This window comes from Rahnella sp. 1L-D-7-B-C2, assembly GCF_057290995.1.
Window position 1 is genome coordinate 69,957 of sequence record NZ_JBXAVQ010000015.1, and the last position, 23,888, is coordinate 93,844.

General features: G+C 49.7%; 31 protein-coding genes. 25 read left to right on the forward strand and 6 right to left on the reverse strand.

Features of this window, described 5'->3' with window-relative positions; genetic code table 11:
* Positions 1 to 168: 168 nt before the first annotated feature.
* Both AC0Z7K_RS19415 and AC0Z7K_RS19420 read right to left on the reverse strand, forming a co-directional pair.
* Complete coding sequence (locus AC0Z7K_RS19415; protein WP_485615535.1) at positions 169 to 516, reverse strand: hypothetical protein; 348 nt, start codon at positions 514 to 516, stop codon at positions 169 to 171.
* 200 nt (positions 517 to 716) lie between these two features.
* Complete coding sequence (locus AC0Z7K_RS19420) at positions 717 to 1,421, reverse strand: replication initiation protein (protein WP_485615537.1); 705 nt, start codon at positions 1,419 to 1,421, stop codon at positions 717 to 719.
* Positions 1,422 to 2,272: 851 nt separating this feature from the next.
* Here AC0Z7K_RS19420 and AC0Z7K_RS19425 point away from each other — a divergent pair.
* From AC0Z7K_RS19425 to AC0Z7K_RS19440, 4 genes are all read left to right on the forward strand, one after another.
* Positions 2,273 to 3,450, forward strand: a protein-coding gene (locus AC0Z7K_RS19425) for an IS3 family transposase (RefSeq protein ID WP_485615539.1) whose coding sequence is annotated in 2 segments (ribosomal slippage) — positions 2,273 to 2,531 and positions 2,531 to 3,450 — 1,179 coding nt in all. Because the reading frame shifts where the segments join, the coding sequence is not laid out codon by codon here.
* Positions 3,451 to 3,801: 351 nt separating this feature from the next.
* Positions 3,802 to 4,437 (forward strand): ParA family protein, encoded by a 636-nt coding sequence (locus AC0Z7K_RS19430; protein WP_485615541.1) that lies wholly within the window; start codon positions 3,802 to 3,804, stop codon positions 4,435 to 4,437.
* Positions 4,438 to 4,512: 75 nt separating this feature from the next.
* Positions 4,513 to 4,758: a chaperonin gene (locus tag AC0Z7K_RS19435; protein ID WP_485615543.1), complete on the forward strand. Its 246-nt coding sequence runs from the start codon at positions 4,513 to 4,515 to the stop codon at positions 4,756 to 4,758.
* Between the two features lie 100 nt (positions 4,759 to 4,858).
* A complete protein-coding gene (locus tag AC0Z7K_RS19440) occupies positions 4,859 to 5,485 on the forward strand; it encodes a hypothetical protein (RefSeq protein WP_485615544.1) in 627 nt (208 codons plus the stop codon).
* A gap of 138 nt (positions 5,486 to 5,623) precedes the next feature.
* Here the strand turns inward: AC0Z7K_RS19440 and umuC are convergent, their stop codons facing one another.
* Positions 5,624 to 6,889, reverse strand: coding sequence for a translesion error-prone DNA polymerase V subunit UmuC (umuC, locus tag AC0Z7K_RS19445; protein WP_485615545.1), 1,266 nt, complete (start codon positions 6,887 to 6,889; stop codon positions 5,624 to 5,626).
* Positions 6,890 to 6,891: 2 nt separating this feature from the next.
* Positions 6,892 to 7,317, reverse strand: a complete 426-nt coding sequence (gene umuD, locus AC0Z7K_RS19450; RefSeq protein WP_056777947.1) for a translesion error-prone DNA polymerase V autoproteolytic subunit — start codon at positions 7,315 to 7,317, stop codon at positions 6,892 to 6,894.
* 226 nt (positions 7,318 to 7,543) lie between these two features.
* Here umuD and AC0Z7K_RS19455 point away from each other — a divergent pair, with 226 nt between their 5' ends.
* The 7 genes from AC0Z7K_RS19455 (at position 7,544) to AC0Z7K_RS19485 (ending at position 12,467) form a co-directional block, all read left to right on the forward strand.
* On the forward strand, positions 7,544 to 8,500 hold the full coding sequence (locus tag AC0Z7K_RS19455; RefSeq protein ID WP_485615546.1) for a plasmid segregation protein ParM: 957 nt from the start codon (positions 7,544 to 7,546) through the stop codon (positions 8,498 to 8,500).
* A 6-nt stretch (positions 8,501 to 8,506) separates the two neighbouring features.
* Positions 8,507 to 8,872, forward strand: a complete 366-nt coding sequence (locus AC0Z7K_RS19460; protein WP_056777907.1) for a plasmid partitioning/stability family protein — start codon at positions 8,507 to 8,509, stop codon at positions 8,870 to 8,872.
* A gap of 719 nt (positions 8,873 to 9,591) precedes the next feature.
* Positions 9,592 to 10,236: a DNA methyltransferase gene (locus AC0Z7K_RS19465; protein WP_485615547.1), complete on the forward strand. Its 645-nt coding sequence runs from the start codon at positions 9,592 to 9,594 to the stop codon at positions 10,234 to 10,236.
* A 28-nt stretch (positions 10,237 to 10,264) separates the two neighbouring features.
* A complete protein-coding gene (locus AC0Z7K_RS19470) occupies positions 10,265 to 10,486 on the forward strand; it encodes a hypothetical protein (protein ID WP_485615548.1) in 222 nt (73 codons plus the stop codon).
* Positions 10,487 to 10,848: 362 nt separating this feature from the next.
* Complete coding sequence (locus AC0Z7K_RS19475; protein WP_485615549.1) at positions 10,849 to 11,319, forward strand: hypothetical protein; 471 nt, start codon at positions 10,849 to 10,851, stop codon at positions 11,317 to 11,319.
* A 405-nt stretch (positions 11,320 to 11,724) separates the two neighbouring features.
* Complete coding sequence (locus AC0Z7K_RS19480) at positions 11,725 to 12,225, forward strand: antirestriction protein ArdA (protein WP_485615550.1); 501 nt, start codon at positions 11,725 to 11,727, stop codon at positions 12,223 to 12,225.
* 41 nt (positions 12,226 to 12,266) lie between these two features.
* A complete protein-coding gene (locus tag AC0Z7K_RS19485) occupies positions 12,267 to 12,467 on the forward strand; it encodes a hypothetical protein (protein WP_485615551.1) in 201 nt (66 codons plus the stop codon).
* A 166-nt stretch (positions 12,468 to 12,633) separates the two neighbouring features.
* Here the strand turns inward: AC0Z7K_RS19485 and AC0Z7K_RS19490 are convergent, their stop codons facing one another.
* Positions 12,634 to 13,344: a hypothetical protein gene (locus AC0Z7K_RS19490; protein ID WP_485615552.1), complete on the reverse strand. Its 711-nt coding sequence runs from the start codon at positions 13,342 to 13,344 to the stop codon at positions 12,634 to 12,636.
* A 952-nt stretch (positions 13,345 to 14,296) separates the two neighbouring features.
* On the opposite strand from AC0Z7K_RS19490, the gene AC0Z7K_RS19495 reads away from it, so the two are divergent.
* The 11 genes from AC0Z7K_RS19495 (at position 14,297) to AC0Z7K_RS19545 (ending at position 21,849) form a co-directional block, all read left to right on the forward strand.
* Positions 14,297 to 14,539 (forward strand): DUF905 family protein, encoded by a 243-nt coding sequence (locus AC0Z7K_RS19495; protein WP_056777926.1) that lies wholly within the window; start codon positions 14,297 to 14,299, stop codon positions 14,537 to 14,539.
* Positions 14,540 to 14,541: 2 nt separating this feature from the next.
* The gene (locus AC0Z7K_RS19500) at positions 14,542 to 14,847 is read left to right on the forward strand and encodes a hypothetical protein (RefSeq protein ID WP_119823503.1); all 306 of its coding nucleotides are present in this window, start codon (positions 14,542 to 14,544) and stop codon (positions 14,845 to 14,847) included.
* A 5-nt stretch (positions 14,848 to 14,852) separates the two neighbouring features.
* Positions 14,853 to 15,302 carry a hypothetical protein gene (locus AC0Z7K_RS19505; protein WP_485615553.1) on the forward strand — a complete coding sequence of 150 codons (450 nt, stop codon included), beginning with the start codon at positions 14,853 to 14,855 and terminating at the stop codon, positions 15,300 to 15,302.
* Positions 15,303 to 15,396: 94 nt separating this feature from the next.
* Positions 15,397 to 15,693: a type II toxin-antitoxin system MqsR family toxin gene (locus tag AC0Z7K_RS19510; protein WP_013578314.1), complete on the forward strand. Its 297-nt coding sequence runs from the start codon at positions 15,397 to 15,399 to the stop codon at positions 15,691 to 15,693.
* 1 nt (position 15,694) lies between these two features.
* Positions 15,695 to 16,096, forward strand: a complete 402-nt coding sequence (locus AC0Z7K_RS19515; RefSeq protein WP_013578313.1) for a type II TA system antitoxin MqsA family protein — start codon at positions 15,695 to 15,697, stop codon at positions 16,094 to 16,096.
* Between the two features lie 1,376 nt (positions 16,097 to 17,472).
* Positions 17,473 to 17,670, forward strand: a complete 198-nt coding sequence (locus AC0Z7K_RS19520) for a hypothetical protein (protein ID WP_485615554.1) — start codon at positions 17,473 to 17,475, stop codon at positions 17,668 to 17,670.
* A 110-nt stretch (positions 17,671 to 17,780) separates the two neighbouring features.
* Entirely contained in the window at positions 17,781 to 18,284 is a 504-nt protein-coding gene (locus AC0Z7K_RS19525) for an antirestriction protein (protein ID WP_119823499.1), read from the forward strand.
* 686 nt (positions 18,285 to 18,970) lie between these two features.
* Complete coding sequence (locus AC0Z7K_RS19530) at positions 18,971 to 19,252, forward strand: DUF905 family protein (protein WP_485615555.1); 282 nt, start codon at positions 18,971 to 18,973, stop codon at positions 19,250 to 19,252.
* Positions 19,253 to 19,362: 110 nt separating this feature from the next.
* Entirely contained in the window at positions 19,363 to 20,634 is a 1,272-nt protein-coding gene (locus tag AC0Z7K_RS19535; protein ID WP_485615556.1) for a hypothetical protein, read from the forward strand.
* Between the two features lie 37 nt (positions 20,635 to 20,671).
* Positions 20,672 to 21,118, forward strand: a complete 447-nt coding sequence (locus tag AC0Z7K_RS19540) for a conjugation system SOS inhibitor PsiB family protein (RefSeq protein WP_485615557.1) — start codon at positions 20,672 to 20,674, stop codon at positions 21,116 to 21,118.
* Positions 21,119 to 21,168: 50 nt separating this feature from the next.
* Positions 21,169 to 21,849, forward strand: a complete 681-nt coding sequence (locus AC0Z7K_RS19545; protein ID WP_485615559.1) for a plasmid SOS inhibition protein A — start codon at positions 21,169 to 21,171, stop codon at positions 21,847 to 21,849.
* 336 nt (positions 21,850 to 22,185) lie between these two features.
* On the opposite strand, the gene AC0Z7K_RS19550 is transcribed toward AC0Z7K_RS19545, so the two are convergent.
* Positions 22,186 to 22,347, reverse strand: a complete 162-nt coding sequence (locus AC0Z7K_RS19550) for a hypothetical protein (RefSeq protein WP_485615560.1) — start codon at positions 22,345 to 22,347, stop codon at positions 22,186 to 22,188.
* Between the two features lie 169 nt (positions 22,348 to 22,516).
* On the opposite strand from AC0Z7K_RS19550, the gene AC0Z7K_RS19555 reads away from it, so the two are divergent.
* The 3 genes from AC0Z7K_RS19555 to AC0Z7K_RS19565 all read left to right on the forward strand — a co-directional run bounded on the left by AC0Z7K_RS19555 (position 22,517) and on the right by AC0Z7K_RS19565 (position 23,505).
* Positions 22,517 to 22,819 carry a hypothetical protein gene (locus tag AC0Z7K_RS19555; protein ID WP_119823485.1) on the forward strand — a complete coding sequence of 101 codons (303 nt, stop codon included), beginning with the start codon at positions 22,517 to 22,519 and terminating at the stop codon, positions 22,817 to 22,819.
* Positions 22,820 to 22,888: 69 nt separating this feature from the next.
* Entirely contained in the window at positions 22,889 to 23,116 is a 228-nt protein-coding gene (locus tag AC0Z7K_RS19560; RefSeq protein ID WP_119823483.1) for a hypothetical protein, read from the forward strand.
* Positions 23,117 to 23,160: 44 nt separating this feature from the next.
* A complete protein-coding gene (locus AC0Z7K_RS19565; protein WP_119823480.1) occupies positions 23,161 to 23,505 on the forward strand; it encodes a hypothetical protein in 345 nt (114 codons plus the stop codon).
* Positions 23,506 to 23,888: the final 383 nt, after the last annotated feature.

Genomic DNA, 23,888 nt, shown 5'->3' on the forward strand with positions numbered 1-23,888 from the left:
AAATTCCCTTATGTCCAGATCCTTCCTTTAAGTCTAATGTCCCTGTATGTACAGGTTCATCATCTTTCGTCACCCTGCATTTCCAGATAATAATCTTTTGTGCTGCTTATTATGCGATCCTGAAATTTTTCGGGTCCCTTTCCAGTAAATCATACATTTCGCACCACTTTAAAGGTCGTTTGTTGCAGAGGATTTTGCGATGACTTTAACGGCTTCCTGGATGGAAAAAGGCCGGCATTCTTTGTTACTAAGTTGGGCTTCATAACAGAGAGTGGTAATCCAGTTACCGTTGATTAAGCGTTTTTCAGACTTAACCGAAAATCCGGTTACCAATCTACCGTTCAATCCCCACCCTGGGCAACTGTCGCAATAGAGAGTAAAGAACACCTTCAGTTCGTCAAAAAATATTCCGTTGGTAATAACACCAGCGTTCCTCACCTCTTCCCGTTTATCTAAGAAATAACTGACAGCAGCTTTTTTCGAAGAAAACTCCTTTAGTCCGATCTTCACTGGCATGGAACGCCCCATAGAACCCCTTTTAAAATACCTATTAATCAATATGATAGCTTATATTTCATTATCGGTTGCAAAGTTTTTTTCAATTCACTATGAGTGCGCCCCAGATCATGGGAAACACCTAAAGCTATTTTACAGCCATTGGTATGGGAAATACCTAAAGTAAGCATATGGAGTGAAGGTATGGGTAATACCTAAAGTTAGTTCTGTTGTTTCATCTTGTTCACGATTGTGAATATAAGCTTCCCTTCATCTGTTTCAGACATCGAAGCCTTGATAGGTGTTGTTTCGGAGATCTTCTTTAAGGCAGGGATGATGAAAGTCCTTTTCATTTCAGCAAAGTTACTCTGCTGAGAGCGTGGCAACTGATAACGTTCTGCAAGCCAGTCAGATGTCGTTACCCAGATCCCGCTGCTTTGGAATTGGCACAAACTTTCGTAAAGGCGGATTACCCGGACACTATTGATCTTCCCGCAGTCATAAAGACTATAGGTCGTGAACTCTCTGGTTAACCCCAGAAGATAAGGCATCACCTTGTAGTTGAACTCCAGTGACCACTGCCCTCGCCCTCTCTTCAATCCAGCTTCAGCAAGCCAAGGCAACTTACGTTGCTCGTACTCACCTTCAGAGAAATAGAAAGTCACTGAAGAGTCAGATAGTACATCAACGCCCTTCTTAACATCGGTACTAGCCGTTGCCTGGCTAACGTTAAAATATTTCTGATAATCGGCAACTTTAATATGGAAAACCCCATCATGTTCATCTTCATGATAGGTCTGCATGAGGCATAACCATAGGACTCGTTTTGCTTGGAGAGATAGGTAGTAAGCCGCCTGCGTAAGCTCGTTCGATTGCGATATTTTTACGTTTCTTTTCGCTTTTGGAAGCGTAACGATTTCAGACATGAGCACCAACTGTGGGGAGTTATATTTTTACCCATAATTGGCTTATTTACACTGCAGGTCAAGCCTATATCCATCAAATAAAACAACTTTAATTTCTTCTCTTGAACTTTAGCCATTTCCCATAGTTACTTTAGCTCTTTCCCATAGTTACTTATGGTGATTCCCATAGGAACTTTGGCTCTTTCCCATAATAACTTTTGGTATTCCCCATATTGACCCACTCTGAGGCCAGATACAGCAAGGCTTACAGAGCAGCTAAAAGGTTTTAAAAAGATTAAAAAAAATAAAAATCCTTTAAAAATATCTCTGTGGATATGTTGATATTGCTGTGTGGGAAATACCTAAAGTTGAACTCCGAGGTGCGGCTGAGATTGAGCTGGAGTACCTATAGTGATTGTTTCGCAACGGCACGTTGCGAATGGAACACTTTTATTGCTGAGAAATTGTCTCAAAAAGGACGGTCTGCCAGGGAAGGGATTCTTAAAATAGTAAGTAAATGGCAATAATGTAAAAACATGAGATGAATTACTGTTAATAATCATGGTGTTGGGAAACACCTAAAGTTTATCGTTGCTCACTTAAGCGTTCTCTACCTGGATAAGGCTTGGATTATCAGTTCTTACATATCCCACTAAAAAAGAAACTGGCCAGTATCTAAAATCTGTTGCAGGCAAAGCTTATGCTTTTGAACGCTCTTCAGTCGGTTCTGAGGACGTTTGAGAATCGCACCATAATCTCGTGCTGTGATGTCCATCACATGCGACCCACGGTCATCTATTGAAGTGGAATACTAAATCTGGCCACCTGAATAGAGGTGATATCATCGCCTCATAGTCAAAACAGGTGACATTATGACCGGACGTAACAGACGTAATTTTAGCCCCGAGTTTCGCCTCGAAGCTGCCCAGCTTGTACTCGATCAGCACTACACCGTTGCCGCCGCTGCAACGGCAATGAATGTCGGTAAATCCACGATGGATAAATGGGTTCGCCAGCTTAAAGAAGAACGCGCAGGGAAATCCCCAAAGGCCTCTCCGATGACGCCTGAGCAACTTCGCATTCGTGAATTAGAAAAACGACTGCAACGTGTTGAAATGGAAAACGATATATTAAAAAAGGCTACCGCGCTCTTGATGTCAGACTCCCTGAACAATTCTCGTTAGTTGAGAAACTCAGGACGCGGTTTCCTGTTGCCTTTATTTGCAATGTGTTCGGGATCCATCGCAGTAGCTATCGGTACTGGCTAAGCCGACCGCAGAAACCTGATGCAAAACACATCATTATACTAAGCCTGGTTCGTGAAGTTTATCATGCCAGTAATGGCTCTGCGGGGGCCCGGAGCATTGCCGATATGGTCAGCGCAAAAGGTGTTCCGTTGAGTCGCTGGCGGGTCAGTAAGATAATGAAAGAGCTGAATATTGTGAGTTGCCAGCAACCGGATCATCGCTACAAAAAAGCCACAAAAGAGCATGTGGATATCCCTAATCATCTGGATCGCCAGTTTGCAGTAACGGAACCTAATCAGACCTGGTGCGGCGACGTGACCTACATCTGGACGGGCAAACGCTGGGCTTATCTGGCGGTTGTTCTGGATTTATTTTCCCGCAAGCCAATAGGCTGGGCGATGTCGTTTTCTCCGGACTCAGGTCTGACAGGAAAAGCATTAACGATGGCCTGGGAAGCCAGGGGGAAACCGGCTGACGTTATGTATCATTCTGACCAGGGAAGTCACTATACCAGCAGGGAATTCAGACGGTTACTGTGGCGTTATCGTATAAAGCAAAGCATGAGTCGCCGTGGAAACTGCTGGGACAACAGCCCAATGGAACGATTTTTTCGCAGCCTGAAATCAGAATGGGTACCGAACTGTGGATACGCTAATTTTAGCGAAGCAAATAGATCAATAACAAATTACATCATTGGTTATTACAGCCAGCTCAGACCCCACCAATATAACGGTGGCTTAACACCCAATGAGTCAGAGCGATTGTTCTGGAAAAACTCTAAAACTGTGGCCAGTTTTTGTTGACCACTTCACTATGTCCAGCAATTCACTATGACTCTGCGAAGAAAAGAGAGTAACTCCATCATTAACTTGGTTCTATTTACCACTCGCTCCAGCCGTTCGCACGAACAAGTATTCTTCCTGTACTCCAACGTTGCTTAGGCATCTTGCTAGGCGCTGCTTCAGGGTTTTAGGCCCCAACATTGCTCTGAGAATTTTTATGTTGTTCAAATCGCCCACACATAACGCTCACCGTTATCGCTTGATTTGAATATCCAATGAGTATTTATTGGATATCTTTTTCATATCATTTGTAATTTAAGAATGTGCATTGTATATTTAATGAATATTCAATGAGTATCTGGAGAAATCACAATGAGTATTGTTGTTATTGCCCATAATAAAGGTGGTGTTGGTAAGACAACTTCTGCCATGAACCTGATTGGTGAAATGAAGCCTGACTTGATCATCGACCTGGATGTTCATGAAAGTCTCAGCGTCATAAACAAAATGAGACCTGACGATAAAATGCTTCCTGTCATTGTATGCAAGGATAAAAAAAATCTGTTGAAAGCAATGAGTGAAGCTGATGATAAAGGCCAGAATATCTTCATTGACTGCGGTGGATTTGATTCTGATTTAACTCAGACGGCTATAAGTCTGGCAGACCTTTTGATAGTTCCAGCCAATGACACGATCACTGAACGTATTGGACTTTTAAGTTTTGATTCATTATTGGCTAAATTGAGCAAAAGCCTTAATAAACAGTTAGACGCAAGGCTGCTTCTTTGCAAGGTTCACCCGAGTCGTAAGAACTTCGAAAAGATCGATGAGTTGCTCGAGAATACACATCACCTGAAACGTCTATCAAACGTAATTTCCTACAGAGCAGGATATACAGAATCTCTTGAGTACGGCCTTGGTGTGACTGAGTCTGTCTCTACGCGCTCCAGCCCAGCGGGTAAAGAGTTGACCTTGCTTGCCAATGAAATTAAATCACTTTTATCTTAATTAATACTCTTTGTATATACATTGAATATTTAAAAGATGTACTTTGAATTTACTATAAATATACGGGTGTAAAGCATGTCCAAACTTCCAAAACGTAATCTTTACGATGTTGCCAACAAAGTCGGCAACGATGCACCTTTAAAATCCACTGCTTCCAGTACAGCAGAAGGTTATAAAGCAAAATCTCTAAGATCCGTACCGATTGCGTTCTTTGAGGCTCATGAGAGACTCAGGAAAGAAGGTAAGACTACTTTGGATATGAGTAGCTATATCATTGAAGCTTTGCGAGAGAAGCTTAAAACCGACGGTGCTATAGATTAATACTGAAATCTTTGGATATTTAATGGATATATATTGTATATCTAAATGATATTTGTTGTATGTCTTTTAGTTTTCTAGATTTTCCTTAAGGACTTAATAAATGAAACAGGTAGAAGTGAACTACTCATTAAATGAGCTTTTAGAACTGCAGAAATCATTTCTTGAAATGCAGGATTTAAAGACTGAATTGGATACTCGAAAAAAAGAGAATGAGTCCAAAAGAAACCCGATTATCAATGAATTACGTGAGATGGCGATTGCGGGAATACAGACAGGTTTAGAGAATGTTTTTGGGGGGAAATTCGAGCCTGCCAGTGATTCAGAGAATGTTTTAAATGTGGGTTTGATTGACGTTGCAATCACCTTCAATGAAGAAAGTAATAAAAGTATAAAAATTGATTGCAAACACAAACTATCCTCCCAGACTAAGTCATTAACTGCTGCGCTAGTTGTTTCAGATAAAAGAACTTTCAGGAGCGATGTGAATATCGATGTTCGGGTTTTTGAAAACGCGGCTTTCGAAAAATGCCATGAGGAGATGAAAAGAAGAATTGCGAGTCTCCGTGAATCCGTGGATGCAGAAGAGTATGTGGAACCCAAGATCCTTAGGTATACGTTAAACGAAAACGTACAAATGCCTGAACGGCACTCTGCAGAAGATATCCCAGAATTAGTGGCGAAAATCCTTGAGATAGGGTTTAGAGGAACGACTATGGTAGGTCATTAAATGTTCTAAGGTAGCGGCTAAGGCGAAATTATCTGATCATTATTAATTTACTTCCCAGTCATATTCATAAGATATCTAATGGGTATCTTCTAGATACCTATTGGATATTCTTTGAATATCTAGTTGATATTTATACGACTAAGCTATTTTTGCTCTAGGTAAGTCATCCCACCTGGTGGTATACGCTGGAGAAAGCATCTCACGCTTCATTTGCCAAGACTGTTCGATACCTTGTCCAGCAAACCACACCTTTCCTAAACTTCCCTGATTGATTTTATCTACGACCTTCATTAGCGCCTCGCTGCCAGCGCGAGGGGCGTGATCATCGAAAAGTGATAGCTGAGCTACGCGGGTAGGGGAGAAGTCATTGAGCATTATCCCTGCTTTGGCATAGCGAAAACCCGGCTGCCAGATGCGGTCGACGACGCTCTGAGCTGCAGCGATAATATCGCGCGTATCTTGAGTCGCAGTAACCAGCTGCTGCGAACCTGAAAGACTTGCTTGCGGATCATTGGCAAAAGGTGATGTTCGCATAAAAACGGAGATATGCCGGCAGAACTGCTTTTCCAGCCGCAACTTTTCAGCTGCTCGCGTTGCATACTGGCATACGGCCTGACGCATAGCCTGTTCGTCTGTTACGCGTTGGCTAAAACTCCTGCTGCAGATGATTTGCTGTTTGGTAGGGACGTTTTCCTCAAGGGAAATACACTGCTCGCCGCGCAGCTCCCGGACAGTGCGCTCAAGAACTACGTGGAAGTTTTTCCTGATAAAGCGAATATCAGCATCGGCCAGCTGTAAAGCCGTCTTGATCCCCATTAGATTCAGCCGTTTTCCTATTCTGCGACCGACACCCCAGATTTCTTCCACGGGCTGTAAAGACAGCAGTTTGCGGATCCTTGCATCCTCCGTGAGTGCGACAACGCCATGAGTCGCTGGATATGCCTTGCTTGCCCACTGGCAACTTTTTGCTAAGGTTTTGGTTTTCGATATGCCAACGCCTACGGTCAGGCCAGTATGCTTTTTTACCTTATCTCTGATCTGGTGGCCATATTCTTCAAAAGGTGTGACGGCATCGATGCCAGTTACGTCAAGCCAGCTTTCATCGATGCTGTAAACTTCTGAATTCAAAGCCATAGAATCTAAAATGGTATGCACTCTGGCTGACAGGTCCGCATATAGCGCGTAGTTAGACGAAAACAGCACGATCCCGTGCTGTTTTATCAGTGGCTTAATTTGAAAATATGGCATGCCCATTTTAATGCCTAATTTCTTAAGTTCTTGATTTCTAGCGATAATGCACCCGTCGTTGTTACTCAGGACGCCAACAGGTCTGCCTCTCAAATGTGGAGCGAATAAAATTTCACAGGAGGCATAAAAACTATTGCAGTCACAGAGTGCAAACATGGTTAACCCCGGGTTCCATGAATGACGTACATCACAACACCAAATATCTCTAAATCATCCGGTTCAACAAACAACGTACGATATTCCGGGTTCATAGGTTCCAGGCATAAGCGCGGATGTGTGCAGAGCCGTTTAACCGTAAATTCACCTCCCACAGCGGCGACGACGATATCGCCGTGCCTTGCTGTCTCCGCTCGGTCTACAACCAGCAAGTCGTTATCACTTATCCCTGCCAGAACCATAGATGCCCCCTCCGCGCGTATCATGAAAGTCGCAGAAGGGTGTCTGATGCAATAATCGTTTAAATTCAACGACTTTTCGACGTAGTCACTTGCAGGACTGGGGAATCCGCAGGGTACTCTATCCATAAATAAGGGTAGCAGTACGGCTTTGCCAGATACATCGGGGGTGAAGATTTCAACGCGCATGAGAGTGTCCGTATACTGTGTTTATATACAGTATATGGCGATCGTTCTTGAGTAGTAAAGCAAGTACTAAAAAATTACAAATGCTTAGGAATGTCTATAGTTCTCTTTATTTTCTCATATAATTCTCAAAAATATCTCATTAGGGTTGTGTTGTTGAGATTCCAGGCGTAATATTCCCATTGTTATCTCTTATTTATCTCAATTAATTCTCAAAGAAGGGTGTGAAATGAAAATCTTCGTTGACGACGGCTCTACCAATATCAAAGTCATGTGGCAGGAAGGCGATGAAAAATTCCGCTTTTTGAGTCCAAACAGCTTTAAACGCGAATGGGTTGTGCCTTTCGGGGACCGCCCTGTGTTCAACTACACAATGAACGGAGAACACTACTCGTTTGACCCGATCAGTCCTGATGCAGTTAAAACCACCAACGTGGCTTACCAGTACAGCGATGTAAATGTTGTAGCTGTTCACCATGCGTTGCTGCAGACAGGATTGGCTGCACAAGAAGTTGATATTGTTGTTTCTCTTCCACTTGCGGAATACTTCGACATAAATAACCAGCCCAACAGAGTGAATATTCAGCGTAAAAAAGACAACTTGTTGCGACCGATCACCCTTAACGGGCACGATGTCTTCACTATTCGCAGTGTTGAAGTGATGCCTGAGTCTATTCCTGCTGGATTTGATATTGCGAGCATGCTGAATCCACTGGATTCACTTCTGATTGTGGATCTAGGGGGCACGACATTGGATATTTCGCAGGTAAGGGGACAGATGTCAGGTATCTCACGAATTTTTGGAGATTCACGGCTAGGTGTTTCGCTAATGACTGAGGCGGTGAAATCGGCTCTGAACGTAGCGAGAACACAGGGGAGCAGCTATTTGGCAGACGATATCATCATCCACCGTAATGACGATCTGTACCTTAAAAGTCGTGTAAACGATGCAGATAAAGTGGCTTTGGTCAAAGATGCCCTATGGGAATCTGAAGCGAAGTTAACTAACCGAGTGCTGGAGGCAGTCAGTTCATTCGAAGGGTACAGTCATGTTATGGTTATCGGCGGCGGCGCTGAGATCATTGCAGAGGCTATAAAACGCCACTGTGGCGTTCGTGAAGAACGTTTTTTTAAAACAACAGACTCACAATTTGACCTGGTCACAGGCATGTTTTCAATCGGATAACCTAACATGGATAATCGCCGCAAAATTCAATTTTACCTGTCTCCTGATAAGCTCGAGGCTGATAAGTACGTCTGCGATCAATTGGATAGTATCCCGCAGGGTGACAGGGGCCGGATCCAACGCGCGGCGATGCTGGCAGGTTTTGCCTTGCAGAAAGTAGAAGGGCGTATCCCGTTCCTCCTTTCCGAGTTGCTTAATGATAAAACCAGCAGGGAAGAAGTTATTCAGATCCTCAGGATGTTGCTTCCATCAGACTTAGTGTCTGAGCTGCAGACAGAAGGTAAGAAAGAAATCTCTCGAGGACAGGGGCAAGGAGAAGGGGCTATGGAAAATACAGAGGCTACGCGAAATAACGCGAAGAAGATGTTTTAAGCATCTCAGCTTGACTTAAAGCCGGTGCCGCGCCGGTTTTTTATTGAGGAATAAATATGTGGAAAACTATTATCGGCACCCTGTCGAGATTGACCAGGATAGATCGCCTTTCAGCTGAACAACGGAAAGTTGTGGGGCGGAGATGTGTCCTTGGAAGTTTAGTGTTTGTTGTTATACCTATGAACGTCGAGCTAAACGGGCTATTAAAGGCTCTCTTTCATGTACTGTTTGCGCTAATGATGTGTGTGGGTGCCACGTTAGCTTTCGATGAAAAACCCAAACCCTAGCTTCACTACTACTGTAAGAGAAAGGGATATTTAAGTTAACTATCCCGTTTCTACTCCGCTTCAAGTCTTTTCATTCTTAATACTCTTAATGCAGGGTCACCTTTTGGTGAACGCTACTGCCTTAGGATGTCGCCTTGCTCCGTATCTATGGGCACCTGCCGGTGCCGCTGTCATTTAAACACATCATGTTTCATTGCCTTTTTGCCTGAAAATTTAGCGCCGACCCCGTGCCCGCACTGTAGCCGGGCCGCTTCGCATGCAAGTGTACGCTACGCCGTCCTCGTCACCCGTTTCCCTCCGTTCACGGTGCATTCAGCCCGCTCACGTCACGACTGCGGCTTCCTCTGACGCACGTTGCCTGCTCCGCTTTGCGCCCGTCTGTCGTGGGGGCACGGCGCCGGCCGGTCCCGGCATTCCATGTGGAGTAACGCTATGTCCCGATTTATTCAGGGTGATTGTGAGCAGGTTATGTCTGGTTTTCCGGCTAATGCGGTGGATTTTATTTTGACGGATCCTCCTTATCTCGTCGGGTTTACCGACAGATCAGGACGCTCAATTGCCAATGACAAACAAGGGGACTGGTTACTGCCTGTCAGTAAAGAAATGTTCCGGGTGCTCAAAGCCAACAGCCTGGCCGTGAGTTTCTACGGCTGGAATCGGGTGGATTTGTTTATGCAGGCGTGGAAAGCGGCAGGTTTTCGTGTAGTGGGCCACATTGTTTTCACCAAAACTTACGCCTCAAAGTCAGCGTTCGTAGGTTATCAGCACGAAAGTGCTTACGTACTTGCTAAAGGGCGCCCGCCGCTACCCGAAAAACCGTTACCTGACGTGATGCCCTGGCAGTACACCGGCAACCTCCACCATCCGACGGAAAAACCTGTCTCAGTGCTGCGGCCGTTGATCGAGTCGTTTACACAGCCTGGTTCAATTGTTTTGGACCCTTTCGCCGGCAGCGGTTCTACCTGCGTTGCGGCGGAGCAGGCAGGGCGACGCTGGATTGGCATTGAGCTGATGGAACAATACCACGCAACCGGATTACGCCGCCTGACAGAGCTGCGTAATGCGCGCGCGGCGTGACATTAAATACGACAAAAGGAAATACAAGATGAACTATCAGGATAATGAAGCGCTGCGGGCCGACGTTGCACAGCTGGCGAACACCATGTTTGAACTTCGTGAGCGGCTGCGCACGATGGAATCAACCTGGTTTTGGAACAGTGAGGAATTATCACAGCGTTTGGCCGGACAGATTATCAGCCAGATGAACACAAGATTCCTCGATATATACCAGCAGGTAAACGAACTGGACCACGCATTTCGGGATTAGTGCTGGGATAACAAGGCTGCAAGAGCCTTGTTATTTTCAGGGGGAGACGTCCGGGGCGTTGAACTCCCGAACGTCTCCCAGAAACGCCACGCGGCATTTCCCGGCAGAGCCGGGGCCGCAAAGGAGACGGACAAAGCCAGGTAGCTGAAATGTGAAAGCACCAAAGCCGTGCCTTCACTGTAGACCGGCCGCTCCAGCTGCAAGGGTGCGCGTTGCCGGATACTCGCCCATTCTCACCGTTAACGGTGCATTCAGCCCGTTAACGTCTGCGCTGTGGCCTGCGTTCCGCCCCTGCATCTTCCGCTTTCCGCCGGTCTTTAGTGGCGGCACGGCAATGGTGCCGTTGAAGCGGAGATATTCTGATGCACAAACTCACAAAAGTGATTCTCGATAACGGCGAGATGGCGTTGTACCTGGATGGCTACTATCTGGGCAGTGAAGATGATAGCGGTGATCGCATTACCCTGGATGAGATCGCGACGGCATTGCAAAAGGTGCCGGGCATCTGCGCCCAGGACGTCACTCGCCCCTGTCCGGATCAGCAGGATTGGAGCTGGGGTGACGTGGCGGGAGAAATCTTTACGCCGGCAGTGAACGGCTACAGCCATCGGGAGGTAACGGTCGAAGGCTTTATGTCCAGGCTGTCGGCGTACCCTGCGGATACGCTCTGTTGCGGGACATTCTGGCTTGAGGATGACTTTCTTGAAGTAGATGAAACGCTAACGTCGGAGGAAATACACCGGGCAATGGAGATCGCCACCGATAATCACGATGCCAGTATTGGTTACAACTGGGATTCTCTCCGTTACGCCGCCGAGCTGGCCAAACAATAAAGCGCTTCCCCGCCGGCGACGGGGGGGAGTTTTTGGACTGCGGATAAGGATGTCGTGATACTCCGCTTTTTCAGGGGTTGCCACGCTTCCGCGCACCAACCCGGCTAAAAACGCCCCTGATAGCCTGAGCTGCGACGGCTAACGCCGTGCCTTCACTGTAGACGGGCCGCTGCGTATGCAAGGGTTCGCTTCGCCGCTATCCTCACCCGTTCGCACTCATACACTCGGCGGTCTTCCCGTCGCGTGCTCGTTCAATATTCACTCGCCCGCCGTTCAGCCCACCTCCTTCCTTCGTTTGCGCTGCGGCCTCCGGTAGCGCCCCTGCATCCTCCGCTTTGCGCCCGTCTGTCGTGTCGGCACGGCGTAAGCCGGAACTGTGATCCCACAACCAGCGGAGAAAGGCACATGAGCACAACCACACCAGCCGTGTACGTCGGTACGTACCACAAATACAACTGCGGCAGCATCGCCGGGAAATGGCTCGATCTGACCGAGTTTGACGACGAGCAAGACTTTTTGGCGGCATGCAGCAAGCTGCACGCCGATGAAGAAGACCCGGAGCTGATGTTTCAGGACTGGGAAGGGATCCCGTCCGGACTGGCGTCGGAAAGTCATGTGAACTGGGCCTTTATTGATGCCTACCGGCAGGCAAAGGAGGAAGGGCAGGGGGAGGCGTTTGTTGAATGGGCCGAGTATTTCAACGCCTGTGATTATGACGCGTTTCAGGAAGCGTATCAGGGTGAGGCTGAAAGTGAGGAAGACTACGCGCGCAATTATGCCGATGAAACGGGTTTACTCAATGATATGCCGGATTCACTGCTGAGCTATTTCGATTATGAAGCTTATGGGCGCGATCTGTTCATGAACGGGCTGGTTTTAGTAAACGGCTACGTATTTTCTGAATGACACACTCACCGGCAGGGGAAACCCTGCCGTAAGGATAAAAAATGAAACTGACATCTGAAACCCGCGAAACGCTGAAACACTATAAATTGTTGATTAACGCGAGCCGCCGCGAGGCCGGATTATCCCCGCTCAATACGACACAGATTTTGGACGATATTTGTGCTTATCTGAAATATCAGAACGCGGTCTATCTCGGCGGTGCCTTTATTCAGCAGGCTGGGATCAAAAAACTCGATAAGTAAGCGGTAAGAAACGGGCGGGGAGCCGCCTGTTATCGCGCGAAACCCCCTTTCAGGCTTCGCCTGGCGGTAGCCATACGAACTGCGCCTACGGCGCCGTGCGTTAATGCTACCGATATCGGAATAGGTGAATTTGTTTGAATGGGTACATTCACAAAGCTCAGTGGGTTCAGAATGGTAAGTCTTCTTCCGGGATCACCGTGGAAGTAAAACGCTTTCTGTAGGTGAATGCACGGTCGCCGCCTGTTTTCATGTAGAAGTAACATGAGTCGTGGAACATGTCGATCGGTTTGCTTTCGAGTGACTTTTTCACCACTTTATTAAGCAACCCGATAAGTATTAGGTAGGAAACCGCCTTGTTCAGATCGGGTAGCTTGCAATTCAACTTTTTGCATATGGTGTGCTTTCTTGCCAGGGTGTACTCATTTTCATTATCTCGAGCGTAAAGAAGATACAAGTAAACCTGCAAGGCCAGTAGCTCAAAGGAATACCTGTTATGCATAGACTGAAATGCACTAATTTGTTCATCTTTTCCGACAACGCCTTTATAGGGCAATTTACACCAGCCATCATTATGATCTTCAAGCACATCGACGGTATAAATCTTTTTTCTGACCGTCGGTGAGACATTTTTGATTAGCTCTTTCGCATAAAGAATTTTGAGACCTTCGTTAACCAACGAACGACTCAGTGATGCCGTTTCGCAAAGGTTGCTAAAGGTGAGTTCAACAGTTCTGATGCCTGAGTCAGTCTTTTTACAAAACAGGCAAAAAACCATATAGATTTTCAATGCTGCAATGCCCTTTGCCGTATCCAGATCGTTGAATTCTGTAATTCGGCTTCCAATCCATAGGGAGGGCATTTTTTTCCAAAACAGCATCAATCACCCCAGACTCGAATATTTTAAAATGAGATATACAATACCCAGCGTAGAAATAGATAACACCAGATTAGTAAGAACCGGTGCAACTTTTGCCAGCCTTTCGGCCAAACATACCATTTTCTCAAACATACTTTTTATCCTCAGTGATTGGTCTCGATGGAGGGATCATCTCATCTCGTGATGGCGTTGTAACGCCATCAAAAAGACCTATCTAGAAAGAATGATATTACGTATGTTTACTATAACTATTTGTTAAAATTACAAAAGTATTTCAAATATAGTCTGGTTGAATACTCTAATACAGTTCACCGTGAACCGTAAATATGGAGACATATCACCGACGACAAATTGTACGAGGAAATTGGCCTTTATTTGATCGTGTAGAATCTTTCCCGGCCACCTTCGGCTCCCGACCTGCGGCCGGTCGTCGAGCCCGACTTCGCTAACCGGCAAGCCGGTAAGCTTCGCGGAATCCCTGCGGGGTTCCGACCTGACGGCTAGGGTCTGATGGAGCACGTCAACACATGCAGCTGGCTTACGCCAGCGCGCTAACCGTACCGGCGATAGTACCGCCGGCACTTTTCGGCGCACCCCCGTTTCGCTGTCGCGCTCCGGCGTTGCGGCGGATCCCCGCTCATTGGTACTCCGGCACCCTCATTCCGTTTAAGTCCCTTCGCCTGGGCTGATACCGACACAGTCCTCCTCGCTGCCCAGGGTAAATACACTCGCGGAGAATTTTTCTCGGCCACTTCGTTAGTCCTCCAAAAATTATCCGCTCGCCCTGGTCATCTTCGTCAGCCGGTGTCGTTTACGCCCTTGCGGCGAGGGGTCTCAAACGGGTGATGGCATACCAGAAGGGTCCAAACAGCAGGTTCCCGCAAACGTCAAAACCGCGACAAGAGAAACTCAACGGGTGATGTGTGTAACCCCAAACGAAAAGGAAAGGCTTATGTGCGATCAGGAATGTGTATTACCGGAGGAGGGTGAGTTTACCCGCGAACAGGCAACCGCCGTCGCGTCTCAGTACAGCAACGTGGCGATTGAAGACGATAACGGGAAGGATTTTCGTCTTGTCGTGCGCGAGGGGGGCGAGATGGTGTGGCGTGGGTGGAATTTCGAGGCCGGTGCAGGATTCTGGCTTAACCGTTACATCAAAAGCTACGGCGTAAAAAACCAGACTGCGGGGAATTAATCATGAATACACCGGTAAGTTCTAACCAAAATATCAGCACTGAGGCCCCCGCAGCGGGGGCCGTAACCTGTACGCCTGCCCAGCTTGGCGATCTGGTTTATCACATCCTCTGCTACGGGGCATTCTTCCAAAAATTCGAGCCGAGACTCTTACCGGCGGGCGCACAGGCCGAGATGTACAGGTGCGAAGAATCTCTTTCGTGGATTTTGGTGTGGTTTGTTAACGGACGACCGGTGATGGCCTGTGATTATTTTGACCATTTTACCTATGTCCTCGACCGCACGTTGTTAGCGGAGGCCGGACAGTGAACGCGATGAACGTTGTTCCCCTCGGTGTTGTGGACGTGGCGTATTACAGCAACCATGCGGCGCAGTACCTGCAAAACCTGCTTAAGACCGTTGAGGCATTGCCATTTTTACAGGAGGTGATCGACGAGTTATCCGCCGATCCCACCGTTGGCTGGAATTGCCAGACCAATTCGGTGTTAGGCGATGACCATATTTATTCCATCGAGCTGGAGATCGCCCCCATCTACGATGACGGCGAGTATGTAGAAACATTCACGTTAGAAGACAGCATAACGGAGCCTGAGCGGGTTCACGCATTTTCGCTGTATTCCCGCGTTGCCGAGTCGTCAGATTTTGCGGGCGTGCAGCCACTGCATGATGCCGAATCACTCGCAGAATGCGAGATGATGGCTCTGTTAGCCGTGCGGCGTATAAATGCAATGAAGGCGAACCACGTCGAACCACGCTGGGGATAGTGTCACCTGAAACTAACCTCAAAGGTTATATTTGTAGTCTAAACTAACCTTTGAGGTTATAATTACCTCTCAAAAACCAATAATCCGAGTGAACATGGAAAAGAGAACTCCACATACGCGCCTTCATATCGTTCAGGGACTTGTTGCAGCAGGGAAGGTGAAAGCCACCAATACGGCGCTCAACGGCGCGGATGATTTAGGGCTGACATTTGATGATATGTGCAGTGCGATCCTGGGATTAACGGCAGCTGATTTTTTTAAAAGTATGACCACCTATAATGATCATACTGTCTGGCAGGACGTATACCGCCCGAAGTTGTCGTGTGGTGACGTATATCTAAAACTAACGGTCAGTAACGGTGTTTTGATCGTCTCATTCAAGGAGAAGTAATATGAAATGTTCCGTTTGTGGCGGTGCAGAACTTGAGTTTGGTATCAAAAAAGTCCCTTACTCATTCCGTGGCCGTAAAACAGTTATCGAGGCAGAAGGTGACCACTGTCCGGCGTGTGGTGAAGTCGTGATGGATCGTGAGCAGTCTATGGCCTACATGGCAAAGGTGAAGTCATTTAAGGCCAAAGTCATCGCGGAAACCATCGAACCTGAGTACATCATTCAGGTGCGTAAAAAACTTGAACTCACGCAGAAAGAGGCCAGCGAGATTTTTGGCGGGGGCGTGAATGCCTTTTCGCGTTATGAAAAGGGTAAGGCACAGCCACACCCTTCTATTATCAAACTCCTGCGCGTACTCGATCACCATCCCGAGTTATTGGATGAAGTGCGCAAACAGGCATAAGTGGGCAGGGGGGCGCTCCCTGACTTTTGCCGCGCTTAACCCCCCCAGCGGGCTACGCCCGCCAGTTCCTGAGACAGGCGGCGGCTGCGCCGCCGCTCTTCTCCGGTATGTGTCGGGGGCTTGTCTCTCTCTTCCCTTACTGTCTCTTCCTCTCCGGGCTTTTTATATTCTTCGTCGTGCAGCTGCTGTGCGTCATTCTGTCGTTGTTATCACTCTCCGAACGTCTCCTGATCATTTTCTCCAGGACAACTCCTTCCCAGGGCATGGCCCCCTTCGGCTCCCGACCTGCGGCCGGTCGTCGAGCCCGACTGCGCTAACCGGCAAGCCGGTAAGCTTCGCGGAATCCCTTCGGGGTTCCGGCCTGACGGCTAGGGTCTGATGGCAAGAATCCCCCCAACTGCATGAAATTGTATGAAATTCGAAAAATTTAACCAGAACGTGGATTGGCGATGTTTCATTCATAGCCATATAAAACAATACGCAAAAATGGGGCCAAAATTTACATTTGTCCATGGTTTCTTCCGCCGAAAAAAATCTTTGTCCCCGGTCAATAAAACGAGAATTATCGTGCGCATGAATCCGACACATTGTGGTTAGAATGTAGCCCAGGATGAATGAATTACGTTCTGCTGAAAAATGAAAGGCGCCTAATTAGCATGTTTAGAAACAAAAAAACCGCCCTGGAAGGCGGTTGATTTGTGAACATCGTGACTGGATGTCGCGGTGCCCAGATACAAAGACTGGTAACTTGACGCAGAGATTTTAACCCTCAAAAAAGAGCAAGTAAAGGGTCACAAATAAGCGAAGTAATAACAACAGCAAAAGAGAGTATCACCGCAGACCTGGAAATCTGGAATGGGGTTCAGCGGATACCAACATCAATTTAGCTACGAAAGGCTGGTAACTTGACACTACCGCCGGTGATTAATCAGCCCCCATTCTGATCAAATCCCCGTAGCTCCAAAAGTGGAGCAGCTCATGAAATTACGAACTATTTTCCTGACTGTGATGCTGATGGTTGCCAATGTGATCGGCGGTGAAGCACCGTCCATTTCGATTTTTTCTGGCAATCACATCATCATGAATATGGCCAAATAAGTCTCATATCGCCGCCTTCACGGGTGGCGATTTCTTTCTGCTCATACATATTTTCCAGGTCACCTTTTGTTTTCGTCGTGCAGCTGCTGCGCGTCATTCTGTCAGTGATCGCACTTTCCGAACTTCTCATGATTATTTTCCCCCAGACGGATCACCCCTACGGCATGGCCCCTTCGGCTCCCGACCTGCGGCCGGTCGTCGAGCCCGACTGCGCTAACCGGCAAACCGGTAAGCTTCGCGGAATCCCTTTGGGGTTCCGGCCTGACGGCTAGGGTCTGATGGCAACGACCAGGTCAACACCCGCAGCCGGCTTCGCCGCCGCACAGACACTGTCCGGTATACCGGCCGCTAAGGTCGCCACGCCGTTCCGCCGCGTCGGGTGTGCGCATTCTGCAGGATGCGGTTATCCATCTCACGTTAAGCCCTTACGCGGAGGGCTGGGTGTAGCACCACCGGCCAGCGCCCCGCAAGAGTGAAATGCACGCCTGCGGCGCTCTTGCTGGTCACCGTCCGCTGTCGCTACTTCGCCCTTTGCCGCGAAAGAACTCACCGAGAGATGACATTTAACCTGAAGGGGACCTGAAGAATGCACACACAAAACGTCAAAACTGCCGCTCCTGAATCTTCCGAAAGATGTGGCAGTGACATCTCATGCACAGTATTTGAGGACAGTACGATCACCGCATCACTGGTGTCAGAAAACCGTCGTCTGGCGTTTCTCCCTGCGCTGTTTGGTCGCCTGTTTATGCAAGGTGAACAGATTGCCTATAACTGGCTCAAGAAGAACAGCGAGAACTACGACGGCGCATATTGGCAGTTTTATAACTTGTCAGGTGGCGGTCACTATCTCGCACCGCAAGTTGATGAACCTATCGAACTGGCGGTGATATCGAACTACTACCAAGGAAGCGTTTCAGGTGATGCAGCGGGGATCATTGCAACAATGTATGCGCTTAACGCATTAATTCATCATTGTTATGAAAAAGGTGATGACGCATTACAGGAAACGCTGACCCATCATTATTACAAGCTGCGCGAATTCGCAGGGGAGCACGCAGAGGGTGGCAGGATTTTCGGGGCAATTGACTGATTTCGCAGAGTTGCCGTCCCGCGCGGGGCGGCAGTTTCAAACGCAGGTGATCACTGTAGGCTCAGGCCGCGCTTAAAAAACCCCAGCGGGCTGCGCCCGCCAGTTCCTGAGACAGGCGGCGGCTGCGCCGCCCCTCTTCTCCGGTATGTGTCGGGGGCTTGTCTCTCTCTTCCCTTACTGTCTCTTCCTCTCCGGGCTTTTTCTCTTCCTGGTCATCGATGGCCGGCGATGCTGTTACCCCAATAAAGTCCACACCCAGGGCATGGCCCCCTTCGGCTCCCGACCTGCGGCCGGTCGTCGAGCCCGACTGCGCTAACCGGCAAGCCGGTAAGCTTCGCGGAATCCCTTCGGGGTTCCGGCCTGACGGCTAGGGTCTGATGGCAACGGCCAGGTCAATACCCGCAGCCGGCTTCGCCGCCGCACGGACACTGGCCGGTAAACCGGCCGCTAAGGTCGCCGCCTCGTTCCTCGCCGTCGGGTGTGTGCATTCTGCCGGTTTCAGGTTTTCCATCTCACGTTAAGCCCTTACGCGGAGGGCTGGGTGTAGCACCGTCACCCGCGTTAACGCAAGGGTGAAATGCACGCCTGCGGCGCCCTTGCGTTCCCACGCGCGCCGTTGCTACTTCGCCCTTTGCCGCGAAAGAACTCACCGAGAGATGACATTTAAACCAGAGGGGAAGACCAGCATGCACACACAAAACGTCAAGACCGCCGCTCACGAATCTTCCGAAAGATGGGGGGAAAGCAAGGGCGATCTCCTTCTACAGATACACAACATTTATGTTCGGGCGCAGTCTCGCCTCAAGCAAGGCTATGCCCTGTCTCAAAGCGAACCGACGCGCGACGGCGACCATCAGATCACGCTCCGCAAACAGGGTGAACTGGTGTGGCGGGGCTGGACGTTTGAACGCGATTTTCTGGGTGATTTACAGCGATACATCGGGGAGGCAACAGAAGGACAAGAGTAAGGCACTGAAATTGAGGCAATAAAAAAGCAGGGTTTCCCCTGCTTCATTACGCCGGAAGGGAGGTGAACGCTCCCAGACCGGCACGACAATCTATAACAAGGAGTCACATCATGTCTGACAACAATACTAAAGCAGCTGCCGTTAAAAAATCCAGCGATAAAGTTTCAAAAGCGGTAAACGAGGCACTTAAGGCCGCGCTCGAGCAGGCGCAGATGGAGTTTGTGCCGCTCGCAGACAAATCCCTGCTCACCACGCTGGCAGAGCAAAAACTGGCGGCTGCGGCGCAGGCCATTCAGACGCAGGAAGGCTGGTCGTGGAGTCTCTCACGCTGGAGCAGCATCACCTCCCGTGGCGATGACCGCACAGCGTATCGCCTGCTGGACGCGCCGGATCCTGTCTACGCAGAAGGGGAAGAGGCCGCGCAGGGTGTGCTGATCGAACAGCGCGATGCGCTTGAAACCGATGAAGATGACTCCGTTTATCAGGAGCAAATTGACGCTATTGAAGAACGCGCAATCAGTCGGGGGTGGACGGAGGAACAGAAAGCGTCCGGCGGCGTGGTGGTGTCGTATAACAACGGTTATATGCATATCCAGCGCGGTGTGTGCAAGCTTGAGCCGGTGGAAACGCCTGTTGAAAACGTTGTCACGCTGGTAAATGAGACGCCAAAAGCCGTGGATCAGGTCTCCGCAACCCTCGTTACCGCCATGTCCAGCGAGAGAACGCTGGCTGTCCAAGCCGCGCTCTCCCAGCAGCCGAACGTCGGCTTGGCGTTGCTGACGTGGAAATACTGCCTCGCGGCTTTCGGAAAATTGGGTAAGGCATCGCCGCTGAGAGTAAATATGACCGTGGAGCGCGGCACACTGGTGACAGCGTCACTCTCCGGTGACGAAGGGAAAGCGTTTCAGTGGCTTGAGCAGGAAAAAGAGCGGGTGCTCTCAACGTTTCCCGAAGATTGGACAGCCAGCTTTACGTGGCTTCTCGACTGGCAGCAGGCTGACGTGTCGATGTTGCTCGGATTCTGCGTGGCGTTTGGCATCGATGGTGTGCAGGATCGGATTTACGGCAAAACGAAGGACAGCGCACTGGACTCGCTGGAAAGTACGCTGAATTTTGACTTACGCGACTGGTGGCAGCCGACCGCAGCGGGGTATTTCTGCAAAATCAGCAAAGATCAGATTGTTGACGTGCTGAACCAAAACGGCCTCAGCGGCGTAGCGGTCGAGGCGGCGAAACTCAAGCGGAGCGAAGCCGCCGTGCTGGCCGAGAAAGCGATAGGGGAAACCCGCTGGGTGCCGGAGTGGATGAAAGCACCGGTGACGGAGACAGAAACCGCGCAGGACGAACTTCCTTCCACTGACACCACGGCAAACGCCGCCTGATTCGGAGATACCGCCCGAAAGGGCGGTATATAACATAATGAAAAATACCCAAACTGCTTTGCTCACGAATATTGTGGGTTGCCAGCCAACCGGTGCGGACGTATTGGCGGGGCTGCACGGTAATGTCGGTAAGTTGTTTACCGATTCTGTTTTGCAAAATATAGAGTTACCGGTCGCATGGTCTGTCGATGCGCCCGATCCTGAAGAAGAGGGGTTTATGCCGACCTGCTGCGTGCTGACTCCGGCATCCGGCATCAGGGTCATATTCGGATTTGGCGGCTCCGATGCGCCGTACTGGACGATGGGACTTTTGTTTAATGCCGGTCAGTCAGTCGCGTGGGTGTTCGTCTCTGAGGATATCGGGAGTGTGTCTGTCTTGAACCTTGAGCGTGAAATTCGGCGTCTCGATGAGTATATCCACGCCGGATATACTGACGCTGACAGGCTCGCGGCGGTGCTACGATTCACGGGGGTGGCGGTATGATCCCCAACTCACGCGCGTTAGTCCCCCTGCATCCCCAACGCCGAGCGGTTATGCAAGCTATCGGTTATGTTGAAAATCGCAGTGAAACCGCCCACCGGCAGGGAAAGTATCCCTATGCCAGCGCCTTTTTCCGGTTTATGGGCAGGCCAGCGATAGCTTTAGACGATATCCGCATGGTAGACGGGTGCTTTGATCCCAAGGACCGGAAGAGGCCGAGTAAAGCGCGATATCTTGCCGCCATCGATGTGCTGATTTCGACGCGCGGGGCATCATGCCTTTCGCCCCTGTCCGACAGCGTCGGTCGCAGCCTGTTTCCTGAAGTCGATAACATGGATCGGCAGCGCGGGGAACAGCGTGCCGTTCTCAACGCAAACCGCAAAAGAAATGTCGAAGCGAAGACTGAGGAAATGAAGCGGCGGCACTATGAGAGCCAGCTGGGACAGGCCGAAATAGAACTGGCGTTTTGTACTCCGAGCACGGTCAGATCGTGGTACTCGGCATGGTCGCGCAGAGAATTGCATCTCCACGATTTGGGTGAGCTGGTGTATGCGTGGATTTCTCGGTTCCCCAGCCTGATGCATTTCGACCGCTACTTTGTTCGCTACGAACCTCTTTGGGCAGTGATGCTGGAAGTTAACCGGCACGCTGATGAGCAAAGCGAGTTTGAGACTTACCTTGACCGACTGATGCTTCCTAATCGCCTGTCTGACCTGGAAAAAAAACACAGATAAACCGCCAGGCTGCTGCGGCTACGCCGCGGCGGCTCTGCTTAATCTCCGGTATGTATCGGGGGCTTGTCTCTCTCTTCTCTTACTGTCTCTTTCTCTCCGGGCAACTCTTCTGATTCGTCATGCAGCTGCTGCGCGTCATTCTGTCAGTGATCGCACTTTCCGAACTTCTCATGATTATTTTCCCCCAGACGGATCACCCCTACGGCATGGCCCCCTTCGGCTCCCGACCTGCGGCCGGTCGTCGAGCCCGACTGCGCTAACCGGCAAGCCGGTAAGCTTCGCGGAATCCCTTCGGGGTTCCGGCCTGACGTCTAGGGTCTGATGGCAACGGCCAGGTCAACACCCGCAGCCGGCTCCGCCGCCGCACAGACACTGGCCGGTAAATCGGCCGCCAAGGTCGCCACGCCGTTCCGTCGTGTCGGGTGCGTTCATTCTGTCCGGGCTGTCCGGCGAGCCATCGCTCAGCCAGCCCTTCCGCTTCGGGCTTAAACGTAGCACCGCCTGGTCATTCCCCAAGGGGTGAAATGCACTCCGCCAAAACTTTTCCTCGTGCCTCGTAAAACTGTTGTCTCCGCCCCTTGTTGCCTGCCTGCGTTGGTACTCCGTTGCCCTTGCCGCGAAAGAACTCACTGAGAGATGGACTAACCACCGAAGGGGAACAACCAGAATGAACACACAAAACGTCAAGACCGCCGCTCCTGAATCTACTGAAAGATGGGGTAAGAAATACGAGATCCTTTTAGCCGAGGGTGTGAAAGGTGGCAAACCGGAAGAGTATGACGTCTACGGTTTTGAGACGCTAAAGGCGTTGCAGGCGTTTCGTAAAAAGTATCCTGAGCAAATGAAAATGGCATACAGCTATACGCTCAGTTCAGGCACGACCAAGGCCGGAAGCCATATTTCTGTGTGCGACGCTGAACATTTTAAGGCGTTTAACAAGTTGGTTAAGGCGTCAGGCATTGAAATTTGACCAACAACCGAGGGCGGGAACGTCCCCCCGTTGGAGTGAATTTTATATTGGTGAGTTAAGGAAAAAAGAATGATCTATTACATCACCGACCAGACAAAAGGAGAGCCGGACATTTTAACGCCGGTTCGACATGAAACCCTGATTATCAGAACGCTCGACGGGGCTGAAATATTCAGGCAGAAGGCACCACAGGACGGCTGGACGCATGACCAGTTAATCACTTTTCAGCCGGGTGATAACGGGGAAGGCTCAGATGCCTATTTAGGCGCTTCGTGGGTTGGTTCAACAGAAGTTTAGTGGGAATGGCGGGATCCTCCCGCCATGAATCCAGGAGAAACACCATGCACACACAAAACGTCAAGACCGCCGCTCCTGAATCTTCCGAAAGATGGGGGGGAAACCCTCTGTCAGCCGACACGCAAACTCCGCGTGATCACGTCATGTTGATTGTTGCCATGCTCGATACCGGCATGGGCTTTCATTTCGTATCACATCCGACATTGTCCGGTAGTAATTCAAATCTTTGGTTCCCGCTGCCTGACGGTCTGGAACTGTTGGCTGCTGTCGAACAAGTCATGGTAATGAACCACGCAGCCAACAATGTTGTCAGGCTGGAACTCTTCCACGAAGGTGACGGGCACGCCGATTACCGAGTCGTTTTCAATCGCGAAATCAGGGTGTGCTGAGACAAAGGGCGGGGCGATACATGCCCTGCCCGTTAATGATGGATATCTGCACGTAGCCTGAATGCCGCAAAAATCCCCAGCGGGCTGCGCCCGCCAGTTCCTGAGACAGGAGGCGGCTGCGCCGCCCCTCTTCTCCGGTATGTGTCGGGGGCTTGTCTCTCTCTTCCCTTACTGTCTCTTCCTCTCCGGGCTTTTTCTCTTCTTCCTGGTCATCGATGGCCGGCGATGCAGTTACCCCAATAAAATCCACACCCAGGGCATGGCCCCCTTCGGCTCCCGACCTGCGGCCGGTCGTCGAGCCCGACTGCGCTAACCGGCAAGCCGGTAAGCTTCGCGGAATCCCTTCGGGGTTCCGGCCTGACGGCTAGGGTCTGATGGCAACG